This window comes from Flexivirga sp. (assembly GCF_051955415.1).
Classification (GTDB): domain Bacteria; phylum Actinomycetota; class Actinomycetes; order Actinomycetales; family Dermatophilaceae; genus Flexivirga.
The window spans coordinates 13,926-31,344 of sequence record NZ_JBQCGS010000043.1; the positions used below are offsets into that span (position 1 = coordinate 13,926).

A 17,419-nucleotide genomic window follows, 5' to 3' on the forward strand; every position below is an offset into this window, starting at 1 on the left:
CGCTCGTCAGGGCCGGGCGACCAGCGGCACACCGTCGCGCGCGACGATCGCCACGTCCCCGCCCCGGTCCGTGCGCTCGACCGTCGAGCCGCTGTCGCGCAACAGGTCGAGCGTGCGCGGCGCAGGATGGCCGTAGTCGTTGTGTGCTCCCACACTGATCACCGCGATGGGCGCGCGCACCGCGCGCTCGAGGTCGGCGTCCTGGTTGGCCGATCCATGGTGTGGGACCTTGAACACGTCGATCGGCGGCGCCGCCGGCAGCCGGCGCAACTGCGCCAGGATGAGGGCGGCGGCCTCCCGCTCGATGTCACCGGTCATCAGCAGGCGCAGACCTCGCGTGCGCACGTCGAGCACGATGCTGGCGTTGTTCTGCACCGAACCAGCGCGGATCACGCGGGTCGGGCCGAGAACGAGCGCGTGGACGGCGCCGATGTCCAACACGTCGCCGGTGGCCAGTGACTGCACCGCCAGCTGATGCTGCGCGGCCACCGCACGCACCAGTGGCTCCTCGCTCGCCTCCTCATCATCGCCGGAGGGCGCCATCGAGGAGACCGGCGTGGCGTAGAGCGCGTGCACGGAACGCCCGTCGAAGACGGCCGACAGCCCGCCGACATGGTCGGCGTGGAAGTGGGTGAGGACAACCGCGTCGATGACACGGACCTGCAGCCGGTCCAGGCAGTGATCCATCGCGGCCGGTTCGGGGCCGGTGTCCACGACCACCGCATGCCCGGGGCCGGCGGCCAGCACCCCGCCGTCGCCCTGCCCGACATCGCACGCCACGTAGACCCAGCCCGGGGGCGGCCAGCCGTTGATCGGCGTCGGCGCCCACGCCGCTGCTGCCAGGACGGCTCCGGCGCCGGCCAGATAGGGCCGCACCCACAGCGTGCGCAACAGCCACGTGCCGGTGCAGAGCGCCACGAGCGTCAGCGCCGCCAGCAACACCGCACCGCCGGCGCCGCCCAGCCACGGCACCGTGCCGAGCGGCACGCGGGCACAGCTGTGCGCGATCCAGGCGATGCCCTGCGTCGGCGCAGCGGCCAGCCAGGCCGGAAGACGGGCCAGCTCGACGCTGACCGGTGCGACCAGCACGGTGAGCACGCCGCACATCGTCGCCGGTGCCACCAACGGTGCGGCCAACACATTGGCCGGTATGCCGATCAAGCTCACCGACCCCTGCAGCAGCACGATCACCGGTGCGCACATCGCCTGGGCGGCCATCGGTATGGCGATCGCCTCCGCCAACGGCGACAACGGCCGCGGCAGGAACCGCCCGATCCGGTCCGCCCACGGCCGGGCGAAGAAGAGCAGCCCGGCCGTGGCCAGCGTCGACAGCGCGAAGCCGTAGGACGCGGCGAGCCATGGATCGATCACCAACAGCAGCAGCACCGCGGCCGCGAGCACCGGAGCACCCGCCGCGCGGCGGGACAGCGACATACCGACCAGGCCGACGACGCCCATCACAGCCGCCCGGATCACCGAGGGCTCGGGTCGGCAGAGCAGCACGAACATCCCCAATGCCAGCGCCGCCACCACCAACCGCCATCGGCCGCGGATGCGCAGCCACCCGGCGACCCACATGGTCGCCAGCAACACCATGGTCACGTTGGACCCGGAGACCGCTGTCTGTCCATGGTTGTAGCTTCCCGACCATGCGATGCCTGATCTACGCCCGCGTCTCCAAAGACGCACGCGGCGAATCCCGCTCTGTCACAGAGCAAACCGCCGAATGCAGAGCATGGGCGGACCGCGAAAACTGGACCATCGTCGATGTCATCGACGAAGCCGGCTCCGCCTCACGGTACGCCCGATCCACCGGAGCACGCTCCCGCTGGGACGAAGTAACCACCGCTATCGCCACCGGAAACTACGACGCCCTCCTCACCTGGGAATCATCACGGGCGACCCGTGACCTCGCCGACTACGCCGACCTGCGCGACCTATGCGCCAAGCACGGCGTGAAATGGGGCTACTCCGGCACCCTCTACGACCTCGATGCCCGCACGGACAGGTTCCGCACCGGCCTCGACGCGCTCATGGCCGAAGACGAGGCCGCCCGCACCAGCGAGCGGGTCCGCCGCGCCGCCCGCGCACGCGCCATCGCCGGCACACCGCACGGCAAGATCCCCTACGGGTACCGCCGCGAATACGACCCCGGCACCGGTCACCTCCTGCAACAGGTCCCCGACGAGATCACCGCACCGATCGTCCGCGAGATCTACCAGCGGATCATCCACGGCGATAGCCTCCGCACCATCGCAGCCAACCTCACCGCCCGCAGCGTCACACCGCCCCGGCCGGCACGCACCGATCGGCAACCCGGGTGGATCCCGTCCACTGTGAAGCGAATCGCCACCAACCCGGCCTACGCTGGCCGGCGCGTCCACCAGGGCAAGGTCATCGGTGACGCGGCATGGGAACAACTCGTCGACGCCGACACCCACGACCAGGTCGTCGCGATCCTGGCGAACCCGGCACGCCTGTCGAAGCACACGAAGACCGTGAAGCATTTGCTGTCCGGGATCGCCCGGTGCGGTGTGTGCACCCGGCCGTTGTACGTGCTGTCGAACCGTGGCCGCCCGTCCTACCAGTGCGTCGCGACCGGTTGCTTGAAAGTGGCCCGCCGCGTGACGAAGATCGATGACCACGTCCTTGGCACCCTCATCGGGCTCCTCAGCGAACACGCCGACGAACTGGTCGCGCACGACCGCACAGACGACCTCCAGGTGCAGACGGCCCGCGCTGACGCGAAGGCGTTGCGGGACCGGCTCGACGCGTTCGTCGACCAGGCCGCCGACGGCGGACCCGGCGCCCTCTCCCCCGCTGCGCTGGCCCGAGTCGAAGCCAGGCTCACGCCACAGATCCAAGCGGCCGAACGCCGCGTGCGTGCGCTGCTGGTGCCGTCAGTGCTCGACGATGTCGACCTCTCGGATCCGGTCGCCGCTGTCGATGAGATGAGCTTGGCGAAGAAGCGGCTCGTGATCGGCACCCTGCTCGACATCCGGGTCGACCCGGTTGGTCGCGGCCGCCGCACCTTCGACCCAGGATCGGTGCGGATCAAGCCACTCTGGTGAGGATCAGAGCGGTTCCCAGCGCCACCTGTTGTTGTTGCGGCAGATCATCCGTTCCCCGTCAGCCGAGACACCGGTGCTGCCGTGATACCGCTTCGCGCAGAACTGCCCGATCTTGTAGCAGTTGCCACCGTTCGACAAGGGCGAGCAACCGGCCGGCTTCGGCGGCGCCACAGTATGCGTTGGAACGACCCTGACTGGCTTGGCGGTGGTGGTCCGCGGCGCCGGCGCGTGCGTGGTCGTGTGGGTGTGTGTCCTCAACGGCACCGGCTTCGACGTGGCCGCGACAGGGCGGGCGCAGTTGTTCAGGATCCGCGCGATCGCGTCGTGCTCGGCGGAGGTGACCCACAGGTGGTACTTGGCCTTCACCTGCACCTGCCGGGTGACGTACGTGCACCGGTACGCCTTGTTGGGCGGCAACCATGTGGCGGCGTCGCCGTCGCCCTTGGACTCGTTGGTCGGGCCGTCCACGGCGACAAGGTTGAGCGGGTCGTTGGCGAAGTTGCGGCGCTGATCGGTGGACATTTTCTGTGCGCCGGTCTGCCATGCGTCGGAGAGCGCGACCATGTGGTCGATCTGGACGGCGTTGCTGGTTCCGACGCCGCGGTGGAACGCGATGGTGCGTCCGGTGTAGGGCCCGTGCAGAGTCCCGGTGAGGACAGCGCAGTTGTGTGAGCCGGGCTTGTAGGTGATGCCGGTGAGGTCACGGGCGAGGATGTCGTTGCGGGTGTCGCAGCCGTTGTGCCCGCCTGCGACGGTGACGTCGTCGGACCAGGGTTGACCGAAATTGTCGCGGTCGTAACCAGTCTTGGGGGCCCGTCCCTTCACTGGCAGGCTCGCGAGAACGGCCAGTGCAGCGTTCGGTTTGGTCGATCGGGTCGACTTGGCGACGGCTGCCCGGGCTGCAGCGGGATCTACCTTCGGCGCCTCGCTCGTCGCCGTTATCGCCGGCGCCGACGACGTGGAACTCGGCGACGCGCTGCTCGTAGAGGACGGCGAGGCGCTGGCGAAGGTGGCGGCCGGGCTGGCTGCGGCATTCGACTTGCCGTCAGGGTTGTACCCGGCGGCTTCGAGGATGAGGCCGAGGACGAGGACGAACGCGAAGATGCCGCCGATGCCGCCGCCGCCGAAGATCAGCAACTTCTTCCAGAACGGCTTCTTTGGCCGTTGCGGTGTCATTGGTGGCATGGGCTGGTAGCCCGGGTATGGGTTCCCCACGGTGTGCTCCCCCTCGAGGTAGTTCGTGTCTGCTGTGAGTGGCCGGGTCAGTCGCTGAAGTTGACCAGCTCCACGTCCGTCACCTTCGCGCTGATCTTCCCGGCCGTGCCGGTCTGGACGGACTCGCGCTCATTCACGGACGCGTTCGTATCACCGGTCATCGTGAAGGTGTTGGTGTAGGGGTCCTCCGAGCCGACGATTTGGTAGGTCACTTCCACCGTCTGACCAGGATCGAACTCTTCTCCTGTATACGACGGCTTGAGGCGGAACTCGAGATTGCAGCCAGCGCTGCCGAAGCACTCCTTGCTGAGGATCTTGAGTCCAAGAGTGAAGTCGGCCTTCGTGGGCACGTATTCGGACGTGGTCTCAGCATCGGTGGTGTCGGTCGCTTCGGCCGTCTCGGTGACTGTGGCTGTTGCGGTGACCGTGCGAGTGACCGTCTTGGTCGCGGTGGAGCCGCTTCCACCACAGGCAGAGAGCGATGCTGCCAGGGCGAAGATGCTCGCGCCGAGTGCAATTGACTTCATGGTGTCTCCCCCAAATCTCCCTAGCTCGCAGTGGCGGAGCGAGCGTGCGTTCATACATACATCTTCGATGCGTCGGCCGTAGGCGAAATCGGCAAAACCGATCGACCGATTGGCGCCCGACGTCGGCTACGGACGTGCAGAAACGTATCCAACCGTCCTCCGTCTCAGCGGTCTGCCGCCATCTCGTCGACGAACGCCCGCCACTTCTGCCGATCTACGGGGTGCGTGATCGAACCCAGCCGGCACACGAGCGTGTCCTCGGTGACGGCGAGCTCGTAGGCGGCCTCCTCCATCGACAGCGCCCAGCGTGCGACGTCGATGAGGTCGTCCACGTGGATCAACCGGCGGGCTGTCTCCCGCTCGACGGCGGCCTCCTCGGCGGGGTCGTGTTCGTGCGGTAAGCCGCGTTCGTCGTGGACAAGCTCGTGCATGAGCGCGCACCGTCGTTCGGCGTAGTCCAGCCCGTTCGCGATCTGCACGATGCCGGCGGTGTCGAGCGTCGCGTTCTGCTCGAGGCCCATGTCGACGAACCTGAGCGTCAGATGCTCGCGACCTCGAAGAATCCTCCACGGGTGAATCACGCGGGGAACGGTAAGCGCCTGGTGTGACAACGCACGGGTCAGCGAAGGTCCTTCTTCGTTGGAAGATGTGAGTGCAGGCGCCAGAAACACGCCTCCGACCGGCTCGCGTGCCGTTTCTTGATCGAGTTGAAGCGGAATCCGAAGACGAATCCCTTGGCGACTCCTGGGAGTTGCGCAGATGCGAGGCAGAAAACATGCGTGTTGTTGCGCTCAATCGTCTCGCGCTCGCGAGGCACGAACCACATCTGAGGATTCTGGGTCAACACCATCCAGCCGTGGACTCCGGCGTCCTTCAGAAAGGTGACGTCCTCTACGTGCGGTGCCGCGTCGGTGCCGTACATGTCAGACAAACAGCGGGCGCGGATGCCCTCAAGCTTGTCGAACTCTTTGGCGAGCTGATCACCCACGCACCTGTCGAGGAGTATCCCGACCTCATCAGGCCGCAGACTCCAACCACGCAAGGTTCGCTTGGACCATCTCGACTTCGGCCGCGGAGAGGCCGAAGTCATTCGCCACCTCCCGAGGTGTCTCCCCTGCCGACAAGAGATCGGCAACAGCGAAAAGCGGAGTACGCGTACGTTCGAACGACATCCGGCCGGCGTTGAACCTTGGGTCGATCGTGACACCAGCCAGGCCCCGCACCGTGTAACTCTGCGCGAAGTGATCGTCCGCGAAGTTGATGTCTCGCACGTGCCCCTTGATCGCATCGACGATCACTTGCTGCCCCGTCGTCACCCGATGGCCGGTGACAACAGCACCGTCGACAGCTTGCAACGCGTATGCCAAGCGCCCGTCGGTCACAAGACGCTGGTCCGCAAAAGGATGCGGCGAGTCGTACTCCGAGACCAGATAGTCGACAACTCCACGAATCTCGCGCCGAGGAAGGCCAAGGCCGATAAGCCCTCGCAGCACACTCGACTCGACAAGCCCGACAAGAGGAATGGTCGGCCACCCTCGGCGAGCATTCGTCAATCGTGTGACCACCTGGGGTCGGCTCTTGCGCTGCCCTGACCACGACTGCAACGTCGTGACGGGCATCGCGACGAGCGATGCGACCTCTCGCACCGTCAAGATCGGGTCCGCGAAGCGAGGCTCGGCGAGATCTATCGGCATGGCCTGATCGTAGCGACGTCATCCGTCACGCTCCCGTTTCCGACCCAGTGTCTTGGTTCTCGTCTGGGATCCGTTCCTTCTCAGCCTGCCGCCGGGCACGGTTCGCCCGGGTCTTCGGGCCGGTCGTCTGCGCCGCGATGCGGTAGTCGTCTTGGGTCGCGGACACGTCGTCGGCGGCGTTGCTCTCGTTCGCGCCGGTTACAGGTTGCGTTGTTGCCGAGCTCACCTCGGCCCGGCTGTTGGTGGCGGTGTTGCCACGGTGATACTCCTCCTCGCTCACGCCCAGCCGGTCGGCCAGGACTCGCAGCAACTGCGCCGAGGGCACCGAGGACAGGTCGGCAACGTTCGCGGTCTGATCGAGCTGATAGCCCATCGCCGCGAACGCCGCTCGCATGACCGACGACTCCTCGACCCGGAACGCTTTCGCCAACCCGGCCACCGTTGATGCCTTCGGCGGGTTCGCGATCACCTCACGGTTGTCATTCAGAAGCTGAGACACCAGCTGGAGGCTGAGACCGGACTCGCGTGCGAGGTCGGCCGGCGCCCAGCTGCGGGTGTCCATCCGCTCCTGGATGAACTCGCGCAGTGCGTGCATGAGACGAGAGTCCCTTCCGTTGTGGCCGCGCGCCACCACCGCCGCGCAGTCGTGTCAAGCACGCTACCAAGCGCCCGTACGACACCACGTCAAGCAACGCGCAACCAGGTACATCGTTGCGATATCAGCGGCAACGGAACTACATCGATGTAACTGCTTGACTCATGGTCAAGCGTTATGCGAGCATTGCTCGCACAGTAATTGACAACCAGACAAGCGGAGGCAAGGATGAACAACGCGGCACACCACCAACGCCGCAGGAGACATGCGAAGGGCCGATGGATGAAACTCCGAGACCGAGGACTGCTCGTCCAGTACATGGATGCCGGCGACTTCTCGCAGGCGCGACTCGCTCGCTACGCAGGCGTCAGCCGGCAGTTCATCAACCAGCTGATCCACGGCGACCGACTCACGTGCACACCCTCCGTGGGCGAGCACATCGAGGAGGCACTCCGGGTGCTCCCGGGCACGCTTTTTGTGGACTCAAAGTCGCATGCTGTGCAACCTGTGGTCGCACGTCGCAAGAGCAAGGGGGCGGCGTGAGCAAGCAGAAGCACGAGGAGCTCTTGGTCGCGAATGACATCGCCACCTGGACGCACCTCGACCCGCAGACCATCCGCCGCATGACCCGCCGCGGCCAGATCCCTGGCGCCGTCAACGCCGGCACAGCCGAACGACCGGCGTGGCGGTACGACCCGCAACAGGTCGCCGCCTGGATGTGCACGCGATGACCCCGGAGGAACGCGCCCACCGCAAGGCCGCGCGTGAGAAAGCAGAGCGGGCCCGGATCCGGGAAACCGGTGCAGCGAAGGCCCGGCAGATGGTCGCCGAACGCGGACACATCCCGGACCAGCTGCTGCAGGAAGTCGTCCGCCCGGCAGTCGTCGAAGGCGTTCAGCGCGCCAACCGGTCCAAGCGGCACCCCGCCTGACAACCACCCACAGAACAAGCCGGAGGGCCGGCCCCGCGCCAACGAGAACCGACCCTCACGAACACAGGGAGTATCCCATGAAGGACAGCAACATCCCGAAGGTCGGCGACCGAATCGCCGTCATCCACGAGTGCTGGTTCGACCGGCCGACAAAGAATCGCCCGGCGACGTCGCACAACGCGCCCGTCGTCGTGACTGCCGTCGTCGAACTCACCAGTAACGACCCGAAGTGGCGCATCGAGACCACCCGGTGCGACGGCACCGCGATGCACGTCTACCTCGACGAGCAGGGCCGCGACCGCGATGAGGTCCGCGCCACCCACTACCGCGAGGTCCAGCCGGTTCGCATCGTCGGTGAGGCGGTGAGCGCGTGATGACACACCCCGCGGAGATCACCGAGCAGTGGCAGTCGCTGTCAGAAGGCGACGACGCCACGCCCCCGACCACTGAGGCGTCAGCGTTCCTCGCCTGGTGCGAACACGGCGGCTACAAGATCCACGTCACCGGCGAAGGCATGTTCGTCGACACCCCGACCGACGTCGATCCCGACACCGGCCAGGGCGACCGTGCCGCGTCCTTCCAGATCATCGAGGTGGCCTGACATGGACCTCAACCTCCAAGCCGCCGTCGATATGACTATCACCCGGATGCTCGACGGGACCGGCCTCCACGGCGTCCCCGGTCCCGCCGACTACGTGCTCAACGTCGCCGACGGCCGCGAGTCCGCGCAGATCGTGTGCACCCTGCACGGCGTCGTCCTGGCCGATCTCGACGACGCCTTCACCATCACCACCGAATACGAGTGCACCGAGTGCGAGTTCTACTCGTGCACCAACTGCGACCAAGCCCACCAGCGGCCCTGCGCCGCTCACCGCGTGGAAGCGGACGAAGCGTTCGAGGTCGCGCTATGACCGCTCTTGCCGTCGCGTCGCACCCGCACACGGTGCGCGCCACCATCGCCAAGGCAGCCGCCGGCACCGTCCTCCTGGCCGCAGCCGCGGCGGGCGTGTACGTCGGCGCCCACGCCATCGGCGAGCGGCTCACCCGATCGGACACGTCCCACGCCGTGTCCTACGCGGACCGGGCCATCATCGACGCGCGCCTGGCCGGCGCGTGGCACACCCCGGCGACCGCGGGCGATTTCCGCCCGACCGCGGACATCCGCACACCCGATGTGGTGTCCGTCGTCCAGGTAGTGCAGCCGTGACCGTCCTCGACGTCGCCCGCGCACTCATCCGAGGCCGCGGAACACCCACCAGCACACCCGAATTCATCGCCGCCTACCTCGACCACGAGATGCGGCAAGCACGGCAGCGGGCCGTCGCCTACATGGACCGGTTCCTCGCCGACACCACAGCCAAAGAGCGCGCCGACATGCGCGCCGCGATCGAGGAGGACCGCCGTGCCCAATGACAAGGAACTGGCCGAGGCGTATCGCTTGGTCAAGGAGGACTGGCCCAACGCGAGCGGATACACGGACAACGTGCCATCCGTCATGGAGAAGCGCATCGACGAGCTGGACCCGCCGAAGCCCGAGTACCCCGACGGCCTGTACGCCTGGGTCACCTACACCCACCAGCTGGGCGACGGCCACCCCTACCGGGCGCTCGCACAGTACGACGCCACCGACGGCGAGTGGGTGATGGAGCTGGCGAACACCGGGGTCTCCTGCGCCGTCACCGGGGACCACGTCACCAAGGTCGAGCCGTTGCGCGTCCTGGGCGAAGACGAGATCGCCATGCGGAGAGACGTGTTCAAGGGCGCGACCTCCTCGCAGGCGCGGAAATACGCCCGCGATCTGACCGACTGTTCATGCTGTCGCCACCCGGCAGCCGCCGCAGTCTTCGCCGCCTACGCCGGAGGCGTTGACAACGCCCAGCGCGCCGAACCGATCGACCACCTGTGCGCCGAGATCCCGTGCCGCCACAGCACCGAGGCGGGTGACCAGTGATGCACAACCACGACACCGCGCTCGTCATCACCCTCTGGGTCCTCTTCGTCCTCGTCGCCGCCTGGATCGGGTTTGACCACCACCGCAAGACCCGCCGGTCCGTGACCGTCGAACGCGAAACCATCCGCATCGCCACACGAGACGACCTGGACGCGCTCCTGCAAGACCCCGACGTGCCACCCATCGTCAAGGCCATCGCAGTACAAGCCGCACACGACGCCGGAATCTGCGGATGCGACCAGCCCTACGACCAGGACGGCGAACTCACCGACACCGATCTCGACTGGCTGGAATCACAGCGAGGTGATCGCCGATGAGCCTCCTCGACGACGTCCTCACCGGCCGCGTCTGCGGCACCTGCGGCACGACGGGCGGCGGCGGAACCGTCCTCATCATCACCCGCGGCCGCAACGGCGACCACTACGAACCCACCCCCTGCCCCACCTGCGGAACCCGAAAGGCCAAGCCATGACCGTCCAGATTGACACCCTCACCGCCCTCGCCAACCAGCTCGCGACCGTCCAATCGCAGTTGCGCCCCCTGCAGGAGCAGGAAGCAGCGCTCAAGGCCGAGATCCGTTCCAACCTGGCGCAACTCGGCCCCGGTGACTACCAGGCCGGCGACCACCTTGTGTCCGCCGGTGCGACCCGCCGCCTCGACCAGGCCCTGATCACCCAGCACTACCCGGCGACAACGCATCCGCAGTTCTACAAGCTCGTCATCGACCCGGCCGCTGTCCGCCGCGAGCTCGCACCCGCCGTCGTCGACGAGCACATGGTGTTGGCGGGCGACATGAAGATCACGGTCCGCTGATGGACGGCCAACAGATCGGGCAGGCCGTCGTCGGGCAGCTGCGGCGAATCATTGAGCACGACATCAGCAATGACCCCCGCACGTTGCAGACCGCGCTCGGCCCGTCCGAGGTAGGCACAGCGTGCGACCGGTGCCTGATCCACATGCTCGCCGGCGACAAGGGCCACGAGATCGGCGTGCCCTGGTTGCCCGCTCTCGGCCGCGCCGTCCACGAGTCATTCGAGCTCGCGCTCACCCGGCACATGCTCCACCAACTCGACGCGGGCACAGCCGATTTCGGCGAGGAGTGGATCACCGAGGGCGCGGTCACCGTCGGTGACATCGACGGCGTGCCGATCACCGGCCACTCGGACGTGTTCCACAAACCATCCGGCACGGTCGTCGACTACAAGATCGTCGGCACGACCACGTTGAAGAAGGTCCGTGCTGACCTGTCCGGCGTCTCCCTGACGTACAAGCGGCAGGCCCACATGTACGGGCGCGGTTGGGCGGCAGCGGGTTACACGGTGCGGGCGGTCGCGATCTGGTTCGTCCCCCGCAATGGGTTCACCCTCGCCCAGGGCCGCATCTGGTCTGCCGCCTATGACGAGCAGGTCGCTGTTGACGCCCTGGCCCGCGCGACCCGGTTCAAGCAGTGGATCAACGCGTTCGGTGTCGACCAGGTGCTCGCCGGCGCGGCACCCCACACAGGGGATGAGTTCTCCTGCGACAAGTTCGCCGACGCCACCCCCAAGAAGACCCCCGACCAGCACCAGCTGGACGGGCTCATCGCCCCCATGGGCACGAAGTAGGAGAAGAGAAGATGACCGACGCAAACGACATCCTGATGGGTGGCGGCGGACCCGCCGCTTGGAAGTTCGAGGACCCCGGCACGACCCGGGTCGGGACGGTCGCGGCACCGCCGCAGGCGCGGCAAGAACGCGAGTACGACCGCAACAACCCTGGCGGTGGAGAGCTCAAGTTCTTCCCGTCCGGCGACCCGATCATGGGTGTGATCGTGGAAGTGCAGACGGCAGAACGCGACCCGTCGAACGCCGAGGACGACGGACGGCGCACGTTCTACATCGAGGGCCGGTACATCAAGGAGGCCGTGCGGAACGCCGTGCGCGCTGCTGGTGCACCCGGGCTCGAGGTGGGCGGCCAGTTGTCCGTGACGTTCACACACCGGGAAGACCCGATGGACAAGCGGTCCCGGAAGTTCTGGAACGTCACGTACACGCCGGCAGGCAACGGCGCTCTCATGGGCGGCGATTCGGCCCAGGCTTCGGCTCCCGTTGCGGCGCCGACTCCCGCACCGGCAACAGCTCCCCTGGTAGCTGCAGCTCCCGCACCGCAGGCCACTGCACCCGCGGCTGCTCCTGCCCCGGCTGCGACGACGCCCGAGCTCAGCGATGAGCAGATGGCCGCGTTCCTTGCTTGGCAGCAGTCCCAGCAGCAGGCCGGCTGACATCTGGTTCCTGGTCTCCCGCACCAGCAGTCGCCCCCTGGGGCTGTTGGTGCGGGTCGCCACCGACCAGAACGCACCGACAAAGCGAAGGACCACACCACATGACCGTGAACACCAGACTCCGCGACACCGCCCGTCGGCAGAAGTGCCTGCAATGCGGCAAAGACCGCGTGTGCGAATACGGCACCTGCCGGCCCTGCCAAGGCAACCCGCTTCCCGACCGCGAGTCACCCGCCGTCCTTCCTGGCGCCTGGGTGTTTAACCCGGTCACCCGGATCCGCGACTACGTGGAGCTTGCCTCGTGACCACCGTCCTCCGCCTCACCCGGTACACCGCGGCCGGCTTCCTCGGCGGCGCACTCGCCGTCATCACCGCCGGCCTCGTATACGCCGTCGCCGACTGGCAGCACATCAACCGAATCACCAAGTAACCGAAGGGAAACCCACACCATGGCCTACACCTTCGAGGACGCAGCACGCGACACCCGACCGAGCACATATCCGGGCCTTATGGACTGGCTGATGAACGGCGAGCGCGGCTGCTCCTCAGAAACCATGGCTCGCCACCTCACCGGCCGCGACGGATGCATCGACTACCCGCACGACCCGGCCGACTTCCGCCGCTGCGTGCAGCTCCTCGACGCCGCTCCCCTCATACGTACTGACCTACCTCGTATGGCGACCGCTTCACCGGAGTGGGAGGCGCTCGTCGCCCGCTGGAACGACATCGAACAGCTCCTCCGCGTAGAGATGCGAGACAGCACGAACGGCACAGCACCTGCCACCTACGCACTCGTGCGCCACGTCATCAGCACCGCCACCTGAGAGCGCTCGTGCCGGCCGCGCACCCACCGATAACACGGCCGGCACGAGACCAGGCCCACCCTCCCCTGAACACCACACGCACACAAAGGAACCCACGTGGCAGCCCGCACCGCACCCCGCCGCACCGCCTCACACCGGCCCGCGGTCCGCCGACGCCGATACCGACACGACGACCTCGTCGCCGTCGACCTGTTCTCCGGATTCGGCGGCCTCACCCAAGGCATCGAACGCGCCGGGTTCACGACGATCATGGCCGCCAACCACAACGCCTACAAGGTCAAAGTCCACGAGGCCAACCACCCGAACGCCGAACACTGGATCGCCGACCTCGTCAACCCCGAATCAGCTGACTACCACTCCGCCCGCGACCTGCCCGCAGCAGACCTGCTCGTCGCCGGCGTCTCCTGCGTCAACCACTCTCCGGCCAACACCAAGAAGGCATACCAGCTCGGCCTCAACCTGTTCGAGCTCGACGACCCGGACTATGAAGACCGCGTAACCCGCTCCGAGCGCGACCGTGCCACCGCGAACTGCGTCCTGCACTACGCAGCCAAGCACCACCCGCGGATGATCCTCGTCGAGTGCACCACCGAGCTGCAGTCCTGGGGACGTCTCGTGCCCGGGAAACGCAAGGTCGGCGACGGATCCACATACCGTTGGTGGCTCAAACAGTTCGACGGCCTCGGCTACCGGCACAAGGTGCTGTTCCTCAACAGCATGTTCTTCGGCGTCGGACAGTCTCGCGACCGCGGCTACTGGGTGTTCTGGGACAAGACGCTCGCCACCCCCGACCTCGAACACCGGCCCGACTCGTGGTGTGCCAGCTGCGACGAGATCCTGCCCGCCGTCTGGACGTGGAAGACCGGTGTCCCACCGACCGGCACCGTCCGATACGGCAAGCAGTACCACTACACGTGCGCGCGCTGCCACCGCGAAGTCACACCGCCCTACACCCCGTCGCTGGCCGCGCTGGACCTGTCGAACCTCGGCACCCGTATCGGCGGCATGAAGCTACGCAGCTACAAGGACAAGACGACCGGCGAGTCCTACCAATCGCCGCTGGCGCGGGCGACACTGGCGCGCGCCGAGCGGTGCAGGCAGCGGTTCGCCGAGTTCCCCGCCGTGCTCATGCCCGCGAAGGCCAACCACGGCACCGAACGCCACCCGTGGCAGCCGATGGCCACCCAGACCAGCCAGCAAGAGGTCGGGGTCCTGTCCACCGGCGCTGTCATTGCCGCCGCTGGTAACACGTTCGAGCGGCCCGGATCCACCTGCCGCACACGCACCCTCGCCGAACCACTGCCGGCGCAGACCGCGACGAACGGCAACGGCCTCCTGACCGCACCAGTCGCTCTCGCGGTCGACAACTACCAGGGCGCACCGCGCAGCGCCGCAGACGCGCTGCCCGTGCAGGGCGGATCCGAAACCATGGCCGTCGTCTCCTCCGGCGTGCTCCCGTTCCGCAAGAACACCGTCCCCACCTCGCACGCCGAGGCGATGCCGACCGTTACCGCAGACCAGACGCCGGCCCTGCTATCTGCCGCGTGGCTCAAGCAGAACGGCTCCACCGGCACCGAGACCGCCGCACACCCCGTCACCGACCCATTCGGCACGCTCACCTCCCGCGACACCACCGCCCTCGTCACCGCCCAGTGGACGCAGATGCTCGCCGACCTCACCCTCGAGGACTGCTACTTCCGGATGATGTACGACCACGAGATCGGACGCGGCTGCGGATTCGACGTCACCTTCCCCGACCACGAAGGGACCTTCATCGTCTGGGGATCCGCACGCGACCGCGTCGACGGCTTCGGCAACGCCGTCTCCCCGCCCGTCGGCCACTGGATCGGCGGCCGCCTCTACGACGTCCTCCACGGACAGGACGTGGCCGCGTGACCATGGCGAACCCAGAGAACAGCCCACCCCCAGCGCGCCGCCCCTACGCCGACGCCGCACCCACTTACTGGGCCAACGGCTGGCGCGGCATCCTCCCCATTCCCGCCAGCAGCAAGAAGATCCGCGTCACTGGATGGACCGGCAACGACGGCGCCTGGCCCTCCTACCCCGACGTCCAAGCCTGGTCCGACGGCCCCGAAGGCGACGGCAACATCGCCCTCCGCCTCCCACCCAACGTCCTCGGCATCGACGTCGACCACTACGACGGCAAACCCGGCGGCGCCGTCCTCGCCCAACTCGAACAACAACACGGCCAGCTCCCCGCGACGTGGCGCACCACCTCCCGCGACGACGGCGTCTCCGGAATCCGCCTCTACCGCATCCCCGAAAGCCTCCGCTGGCCCGGGATTCTCGGCCCCGGCATCGAAACCGTCCGCACCGGCCACCGCTACGCCATGACCTGGCCATCCGTCCACCCGGGCGGTGCCACCTACCGGTGGATCACCCCAGCCGGCACCACCGCCATCGGCCAAGTCCCCACCATCGACGAACTCCCCCACCTCCCCGACGCCTGGGTGCACGCACTCACCCGGGGCGAACAAGCCACCGACCAACACCGCGCCGGACTCACCACCGCAGCCGCCAACACCTGGCTCGCCGCCCGCACCGGCGCCGACACCGCACCCTGCTCGAGGATCGACCACGCCCTCGACCAAGGCTTGGCACGCCTCCACACCGCCGAGTCCCGGCACGACGCCGCACTCACCCTCACCAACCGGCTCATCTGGCTCGCCGGCGAAGGACACCACGGCATCCGAGCCGCCCTCGACACCACACAGGCAGCGTTCCTGCAGGCGGTCGCAGGTGACCGCGACCCCCACGAAGCACAAGCCGAATGGGACCGGATGATCGACGGCGCCATCGACCTCGCCGCAGCAGCTTTCCCCGACCCCGAACCCGTCGACCCGTGCGACAACCCATTCAGTGGACTCATCGACAGGAGATCCCAGCCATGCCCAACGACGTCGAACGAAACCTCGCCCGCATCGCCTACGCCCTCGAGCAACTCACCCTCACCATCACCGCAGCCACCGACCAACGAAACCGCCCCAACCCCGGACCCAGAAACTGCTCGCCACCTGACTGGGCCGGAACCTGTAGTTGCTTCCCCTGCGAGCTACGACGACTCCGCACTCGACCCTGACGAACTACACCGGTTCTACCTCCAAGAACTCGCCCGCATCACCGGCCGCGAAGCCGCGCAACGCCACTACGACACCACCCACGAAACAGCGGTCGTCGAAGCGCGGGTCCGGCGCAAGCTCTTCGACGACAAAGCCACCAAGGCGTACCGGGACGCCACCGAACCACCAGCACCAGAGTTCGACATGGGCACCCTCGCCGAGGTCCTCGCCCGACCCGACGAACCACCCATGCGCGTCGACCAGCTCGTCCCCTGGTCCTCCTCCACCCTGATCGTCGCGCAACGCAAGTCCGGCAAGACCACACTCCTGCTCAACTACGCTGACGCCCTCCTCACCGGCCGCGAGTTCCTCGGCACCTTCCCAGTCATCCCCCTCGACCCCGGTCAGCGGGTCGCGATGCTCAACTACGAAGTCAACGGGAAGATGATCGCCCGGTGGGCCAACGACGTCGGCATCGACCCCGACCGGCTCATCCTCATCAACCTCCGCGGCCGCCGAAACCCACTCGGCCACGACGAAGACCGGGAACGGCTCGTCCAAGCCCTCGTCGACGCGAACGTCGGCGCCATCCTCGTCGACCCCTTCGGCCGTGCCTACACCGGCGACTCACAGAACGACAACGCCGAAGTCCAACGATTCCTCATCAGCCTCGACCAATTCGCCCGCGAAGAAGTCGGCGCACTCGACCTCGTCCTCGCAGCGCACGCCGGGTGGGACGGCGAAAGAACACGCGGCGCATCAGCGCTCGAAGACTGGCCCGACACCATTATCAATATCACCAAGAATTCCGACGACGAAGAACACAAAAGCTATTTCCGTGCGATCGGACGCGACGTCGAAATAGAAGAAGACGCGTTGGTCATGGACCCCGTCACCCGGCACCTGAAATTGGCCGGCACTGGCCCGAGAAGGAAGACCGGAAAGAAGACCGCCGGGCGTGCGCGCTCGCTCGCCGTGCTCGTCACCAGCGCCGTCAACCGTACCCACGAGGCTCTGTCCAAGAACCAGCTCGGCAAGGCGATCAGGGCCCTGCCACTCACCGAGCGGGAAGGACTCGAGCAGTTCGGCGAACAGCTCCTGTCCGACGCGATCGAACTCGCATACGCCGGCGACTTCATCGTCACCCACCCCGGAGCCGGCCCCCGGGGAAGCCTCATCGTGCACCGTCGCGACCTCCTCCGGTGCGACCACTGCTCCCAAAATGCGACTGCTCCGAGCAGTCCCGGAGCAGTCACAGACCCTCATCGACC

At 67.2% G+C, this 17,419-nt stretch carries 27 protein-coding genes; 20 read left to right on the forward strand and 7 right to left on the reverse strand.

Translation table 11 applies throughout. From position 1 onward, the window contains the following. Positions 1-6: 6 nt before the first annotated feature. Complete coding sequence (locus ACTHL4_RS07195; RefSeq protein WP_440282061.1) at positions 7-1,689, reverse strand: ComEC/Rec2 family competence protein; 1,683 nt, start codon at positions 1,687-1,689, stop codon at positions 7-9. Here ACTHL4_RS07195 and ACTHL4_RS07200 point away from each other — a divergent pair. Further along, on the forward strand, positions 1,650-3,071 hold the full coding sequence (locus ACTHL4_RS07200) for a recombinase family protein (RefSeq protein ID WP_440282062.1): 1,422 nt from the start codon (positions 1,650-1,652) through the stop codon (positions 3,069-3,071). The genes ACTHL4_RS07195 and ACTHL4_RS07200 overlap by 40 nt on opposite strands. A 3-nt stretch (positions 3,072-3,074) precedes the next feature. Here the strand turns inward: ACTHL4_RS07200 and ACTHL4_RS07205 are convergent, their stop codons facing one another. The 6 genes from ACTHL4_RS07205 to ACTHL4_RS07230 form a co-directional block, all read right to left on the reverse strand. Further along, on the reverse strand, positions 3,075-4,286 hold the full coding sequence (locus tag ACTHL4_RS07205; RefSeq protein WP_440282063.1) for an HNH endonuclease family protein: 1,212 nt from the start codon (positions 4,284-4,286) through the stop codon (positions 3,075-3,077). Between the two features lie 47 nt (positions 4,287-4,333). Next, the gene (locus ACTHL4_RS07210; protein WP_440282064.1) at positions 4,334-4,867 is read right to left on the reverse strand and encodes a hypothetical protein; all 534 of its coding nucleotides are present in this window, start codon (positions 4,865-4,867) and stop codon (positions 4,334-4,336) included. A 110-nt stretch (positions 4,868-4,977) separates the two neighbouring features. Next, positions 4,978-5,334, reverse strand: coding sequence for an ImmA/IrrE family metallo-endopeptidase (locus ACTHL4_RS07215; RefSeq protein WP_440282065.1), 357 nt, complete (start codon positions 5,332-5,334; stop codon positions 4,978-4,980). 98 nt (positions 5,335-5,432) lie between these two features. Next, the gene (locus tag ACTHL4_RS07220; protein ID WP_440282066.1) at positions 5,433-5,903 is read right to left on the reverse strand and encodes a hypothetical protein; all 471 of its coding nucleotides are present in this window, start codon (positions 5,901-5,903) and stop codon (positions 5,433-5,435) included. After that, positions 5,830-6,507 carry a DUF433 domain-containing protein gene (locus ACTHL4_RS07225; RefSeq protein WP_440282067.1) on the reverse strand — a complete coding sequence of 226 codons (678 nt, stop codon included), beginning with the start codon at positions 6,505-6,507 and terminating at the stop codon, positions 5,830-5,832. Before ACTHL4_RS07225 ends, ACTHL4_RS07220 begins: the two co-directional genes overlap by 74 nt. A gap of 25 nt (positions 6,508-6,532) precedes the next feature. Next, on the reverse strand, positions 6,533-7,102 hold the full coding sequence (locus tag ACTHL4_RS07230) for a hypothetical protein (protein WP_440282068.1): 570 nt from the start codon (positions 7,100-7,102) through the stop codon (positions 6,533-6,535). A 282-nt stretch (positions 7,103-7,384) separates the two neighbouring features. Here ACTHL4_RS07230 and ACTHL4_RS07235 point away from each other — a divergent pair, with 282 nt between their 5' ends. From ACTHL4_RS07235 to ACTHL4_RS07325, 19 genes are all read left to right on the forward strand, one after another. Then, the gene (locus ACTHL4_RS07235; protein WP_440282069.1) at positions 7,385-7,645 is read left to right on the forward strand and encodes a helix-turn-helix domain-containing protein; all 261 of its coding nucleotides are present in this window, start codon (positions 7,385-7,387) and stop codon (positions 7,643-7,645) included. Beyond that, positions 7,642-7,833 carry a helix-turn-helix domain-containing protein gene (locus ACTHL4_RS07240; RefSeq protein WP_440282070.1) on the forward strand — a complete coding sequence of 64 codons (192 nt, stop codon included), beginning with the start codon at positions 7,642-7,644 and terminating at the stop codon, positions 7,831-7,833. The genes ACTHL4_RS07235 and ACTHL4_RS07240 overlap by 4 nt, the downstream gene beginning before the upstream one ends. Continuing rightward, positions 7,830-8,033, forward strand: coding sequence for a hypothetical protein (locus ACTHL4_RS07245; RefSeq protein WP_440282071.1), 204 nt, complete (start codon positions 7,830-7,832; stop codon positions 8,031-8,033). Before ACTHL4_RS07240 ends, ACTHL4_RS07245 begins: the two co-directional genes overlap by 4 nt. A 77-nt stretch (positions 8,034-8,110) precedes the next feature. Then, positions 8,111-8,407, forward strand: coding sequence for a hypothetical protein (locus ACTHL4_RS07250; protein WP_440282072.1), 297 nt, complete (start codon positions 8,111-8,113; stop codon positions 8,405-8,407). Further along, positions 8,407-8,634 carry a hypothetical protein gene (locus tag ACTHL4_RS07255; protein ID WP_440282073.1) on the forward strand — a complete coding sequence of 76 codons (228 nt, stop codon included), beginning with the start codon at positions 8,407-8,409 and terminating at the stop codon, positions 8,632-8,634. The genes ACTHL4_RS07250 and ACTHL4_RS07255 overlap by 1 nt, the downstream gene beginning before the upstream one ends. A 1-nt stretch (position 8,635) precedes the next feature. After that, positions 8,636-8,944: a hypothetical protein gene (locus ACTHL4_RS07260; RefSeq protein WP_440282074.1), complete on the forward strand. Its 309-nt coding sequence runs from the start codon at positions 8,636-8,638 to the stop codon at positions 8,942-8,944. Beyond that, positions 8,941-9,240, forward strand: a complete 300-nt coding sequence (locus ACTHL4_RS07265; RefSeq protein ID WP_440282075.1) for a hypothetical protein — start codon at positions 8,941-8,943, stop codon at positions 9,238-9,240. Before ACTHL4_RS07260 ends, ACTHL4_RS07265 begins: the two co-directional genes overlap by 4 nt. Continuing rightward, on the forward strand, positions 9,237-9,446 hold the full coding sequence (locus ACTHL4_RS07270; RefSeq protein WP_440282076.1) for a hypothetical protein: 210 nt from the start codon (positions 9,237-9,239) through the stop codon (positions 9,444-9,446). Before ACTHL4_RS07265 ends, ACTHL4_RS07270 begins: the two co-directional genes overlap by 4 nt. Continuing rightward, positions 9,436-9,984: a hypothetical protein gene (locus tag ACTHL4_RS07275; RefSeq protein WP_440282077.1), complete on the forward strand. Its 549-nt coding sequence runs from the start codon at positions 9,436-9,438 to the stop codon at positions 9,982-9,984. The genes ACTHL4_RS07270 and ACTHL4_RS07275 overlap by 11 nt, the downstream gene beginning before the upstream one ends. Continuing rightward, positions 9,984-10,301 carry a hypothetical protein gene (locus ACTHL4_RS07280; protein WP_440282078.1) on the forward strand — a complete coding sequence of 106 codons (318 nt, stop codon included), beginning with the start codon at positions 9,984-9,986 and terminating at the stop codon, positions 10,299-10,301. The genes ACTHL4_RS07275 and ACTHL4_RS07280 overlap by 1 nt, the downstream gene beginning before the upstream one ends. Next, the gene (locus ACTHL4_RS07285; protein WP_440282079.1) at positions 10,298-10,456 is read left to right on the forward strand and encodes a hypothetical protein; all 159 of its coding nucleotides are present in this window, start codon (positions 10,298-10,300) and stop codon (positions 10,454-10,456) included. The genes ACTHL4_RS07280 and ACTHL4_RS07285 overlap by 4 nt, the downstream gene beginning before the upstream one ends. Then, a complete protein-coding gene (locus ACTHL4_RS07290; protein ID WP_440282080.1) occupies positions 10,453-10,797 on the forward strand; it encodes a hypothetical protein in 345 nt (114 codons plus the stop codon). The genes ACTHL4_RS07285 and ACTHL4_RS07290 overlap by 4 nt, the downstream gene beginning before the upstream one ends. After that, positions 10,797-11,588: a hypothetical protein gene (locus ACTHL4_RS07295; protein ID WP_440282081.1), complete on the forward strand. Its 792-nt coding sequence runs from the start codon at positions 10,797-10,799 to the stop codon at positions 11,586-11,588. Before ACTHL4_RS07290 ends, ACTHL4_RS07295 begins: the two co-directional genes overlap by 1 nt. Before the next feature lie 11 nt (positions 11,589-11,599). After that, positions 11,600-12,244 carry a hypothetical protein gene (locus ACTHL4_RS07300; RefSeq protein ID WP_440282082.1) on the forward strand — a complete coding sequence of 215 codons (645 nt, stop codon included), beginning with the start codon at positions 11,600-11,602 and terminating at the stop codon, positions 12,242-12,244. A 101-nt stretch (positions 12,245-12,345) separates the two neighbouring features. Next, positions 12,346-12,549 carry a hypothetical protein gene (locus tag ACTHL4_RS07305; protein ID WP_440282083.1) on the forward strand — a complete coding sequence of 68 codons (204 nt, stop codon included), beginning with the start codon at positions 12,346-12,348 and terminating at the stop codon, positions 12,547-12,549. Continuing rightward, the gene (locus ACTHL4_RS07310) at positions 12,546-12,674 is read left to right on the forward strand and encodes a hypothetical protein (protein ID WP_440282084.1); all 129 of its coding nucleotides are present in this window, start codon (positions 12,546-12,548) and stop codon (positions 12,672-12,674) included. The genes ACTHL4_RS07305 and ACTHL4_RS07310 overlap by 4 nt, the downstream gene beginning before the upstream one ends. Positions 12,675-12,693: 19 nt before the next feature. Then, the gene (locus ACTHL4_RS07315) at positions 12,694-13,068 is read left to right on the forward strand and encodes a hypothetical protein (RefSeq protein ID WP_440282085.1); all 375 of its coding nucleotides are present in this window, start codon (positions 12,694-12,696) and stop codon (positions 13,066-13,068) included. 96 nt (positions 13,069-13,164) lie between these two features. Next, positions 13,165-14,964: a DNA cytosine methyltransferase gene (locus ACTHL4_RS07320; RefSeq protein WP_440282086.1), complete on the forward strand. Its 1,800-nt coding sequence runs from the start codon at positions 13,165-13,167 to the stop codon at positions 14,962-14,964. Positions 14,965-14,966: 2 nt separating this feature from the next. Continuing rightward, positions 14,967-17,419, forward strand: a 2,453-nt coding sequence (locus ACTHL4_RS07325; protein WP_440282088.1) for an AAA family ATPase, incomplete at its 3' end; no start/stop codon positions are given.

Bases quoted from the DNA above. Each gene is read 5' to 3' on its own strand.
- ACTHL4_RS07200 (WP_440282062.1), top strand. From the start codon at position 1,650: ATGCGATGCCTGATCTACGCCCGCGTCTCCAAAGACGCACGCGGCGAA.
- ACTHL4_RS07210 (WP_440282064.1), bottom strand. From the start codon at position 4,867: ATGAACGCACGCTCGCTCCGCCACTGCGAGCTAGGGAGATTTGGGGGA.
- ACTHL4_RS07215 (WP_440282065.1), bottom strand. From the start codon at position 5,334: ATGGGCCTCGAGCAGAACGCGACGCTCGACACCGCCGGCATCGTGCAG.
- ACTHL4_RS07220 (WP_440282066.1), bottom strand. From the start codon at position 5,903: ATGACTTCGGCCTCTCCGCGGCCGAAGTCGAGATGGTCCAAGCGAACC.
- ACTHL4_RS07225 (WP_440282067.1), bottom strand. From the start codon at position 6,507: ATGCCGATAGATCTCGCCGAGCCTCGCTTCGCGGACCCGATCTTGACG.
- ACTHL4_RS07230 (WP_440282068.1), bottom strand. From the start codon at position 7,102: ATGCACGCACTGCGCGAGTTCATCCAGGAGCGGATGGACACCCGCAGC.
- ACTHL4_RS07235 (WP_440282069.1), top strand. From the start codon at position 7,385: ATGAAACTCCGAGACCGAGGACTGCTCGTCCAGTACATGGATGCCGGC.
- ACTHL4_RS07245 (WP_440282071.1), top strand. From the start codon at position 7,830: ATGACCCCGGAGGAACGCGCCCACCGCAAGGCCGCGCGTGAGAAAGCA.
- ACTHL4_RS07250 (WP_440282072.1), top strand. From the start codon at position 8,111: ATGAAGGACAGCAACATCCCGAAGGTCGGCGACCGAATCGCCGTCATC.
- ACTHL4_RS07255 (WP_440282073.1), top strand. From the start codon at position 8,407: ATGACACACCCCGCGGAGATCACCGAGCAGTGGCAGTCGCTGTCAGAA.
- ACTHL4_RS07260 (WP_440282074.1), top strand. From the start codon at position 8,636: ATGGACCTCAACCTCCAAGCCGCCGTCGATATGACTATCACCCGGATG.
- ACTHL4_RS07265 (WP_440282075.1), top strand. From the start codon at position 8,941: ATGACCGCTCTTGCCGTCGCGTCGCACCCGCACACGGTGCGCGCCACC.
- ACTHL4_RS07280 (WP_440282078.1), top strand. From the start codon at position 9,984: ATGCACAACCACGACACCGCGCTCGTCATCACCCTCTGGGTCCTCTTC.
- ACTHL4_RS07285 (WP_440282079.1), top strand. From the start codon at position 10,298: ATGAGCCTCCTCGACGACGTCCTCACCGGCCGCGTCTGCGGCACCTGC.
- ACTHL4_RS07290 (WP_440282080.1), top strand. From the start codon at position 10,453: ATGACCGTCCAGATTGACACCCTCACCGCCCTCGCCAACCAGCTCGCG.
- ACTHL4_RS07295 (WP_440282081.1), top strand. From the start codon at position 10,797: ATGGACGGCCAACAGATCGGGCAGGCCGTCGTCGGGCAGCTGCGGCGA.
- ACTHL4_RS07300 (WP_440282082.1), top strand. From the start codon at position 11,600: ATGACCGACGCAAACGACATCCTGATGGGTGGCGGCGGACCCGCCGCT.
- ACTHL4_RS07305 (WP_440282083.1), top strand. From the start codon at position 12,346: ATGACCGTGAACACCAGACTCCGCGACACCGCCCGTCGGCAGAAGTGC.
- ACTHL4_RS07315 (WP_440282085.1), top strand. From the start codon at position 12,694: ATGGCCTACACCTTCGAGGACGCAGCACGCGACACCCGACCGAGCACA.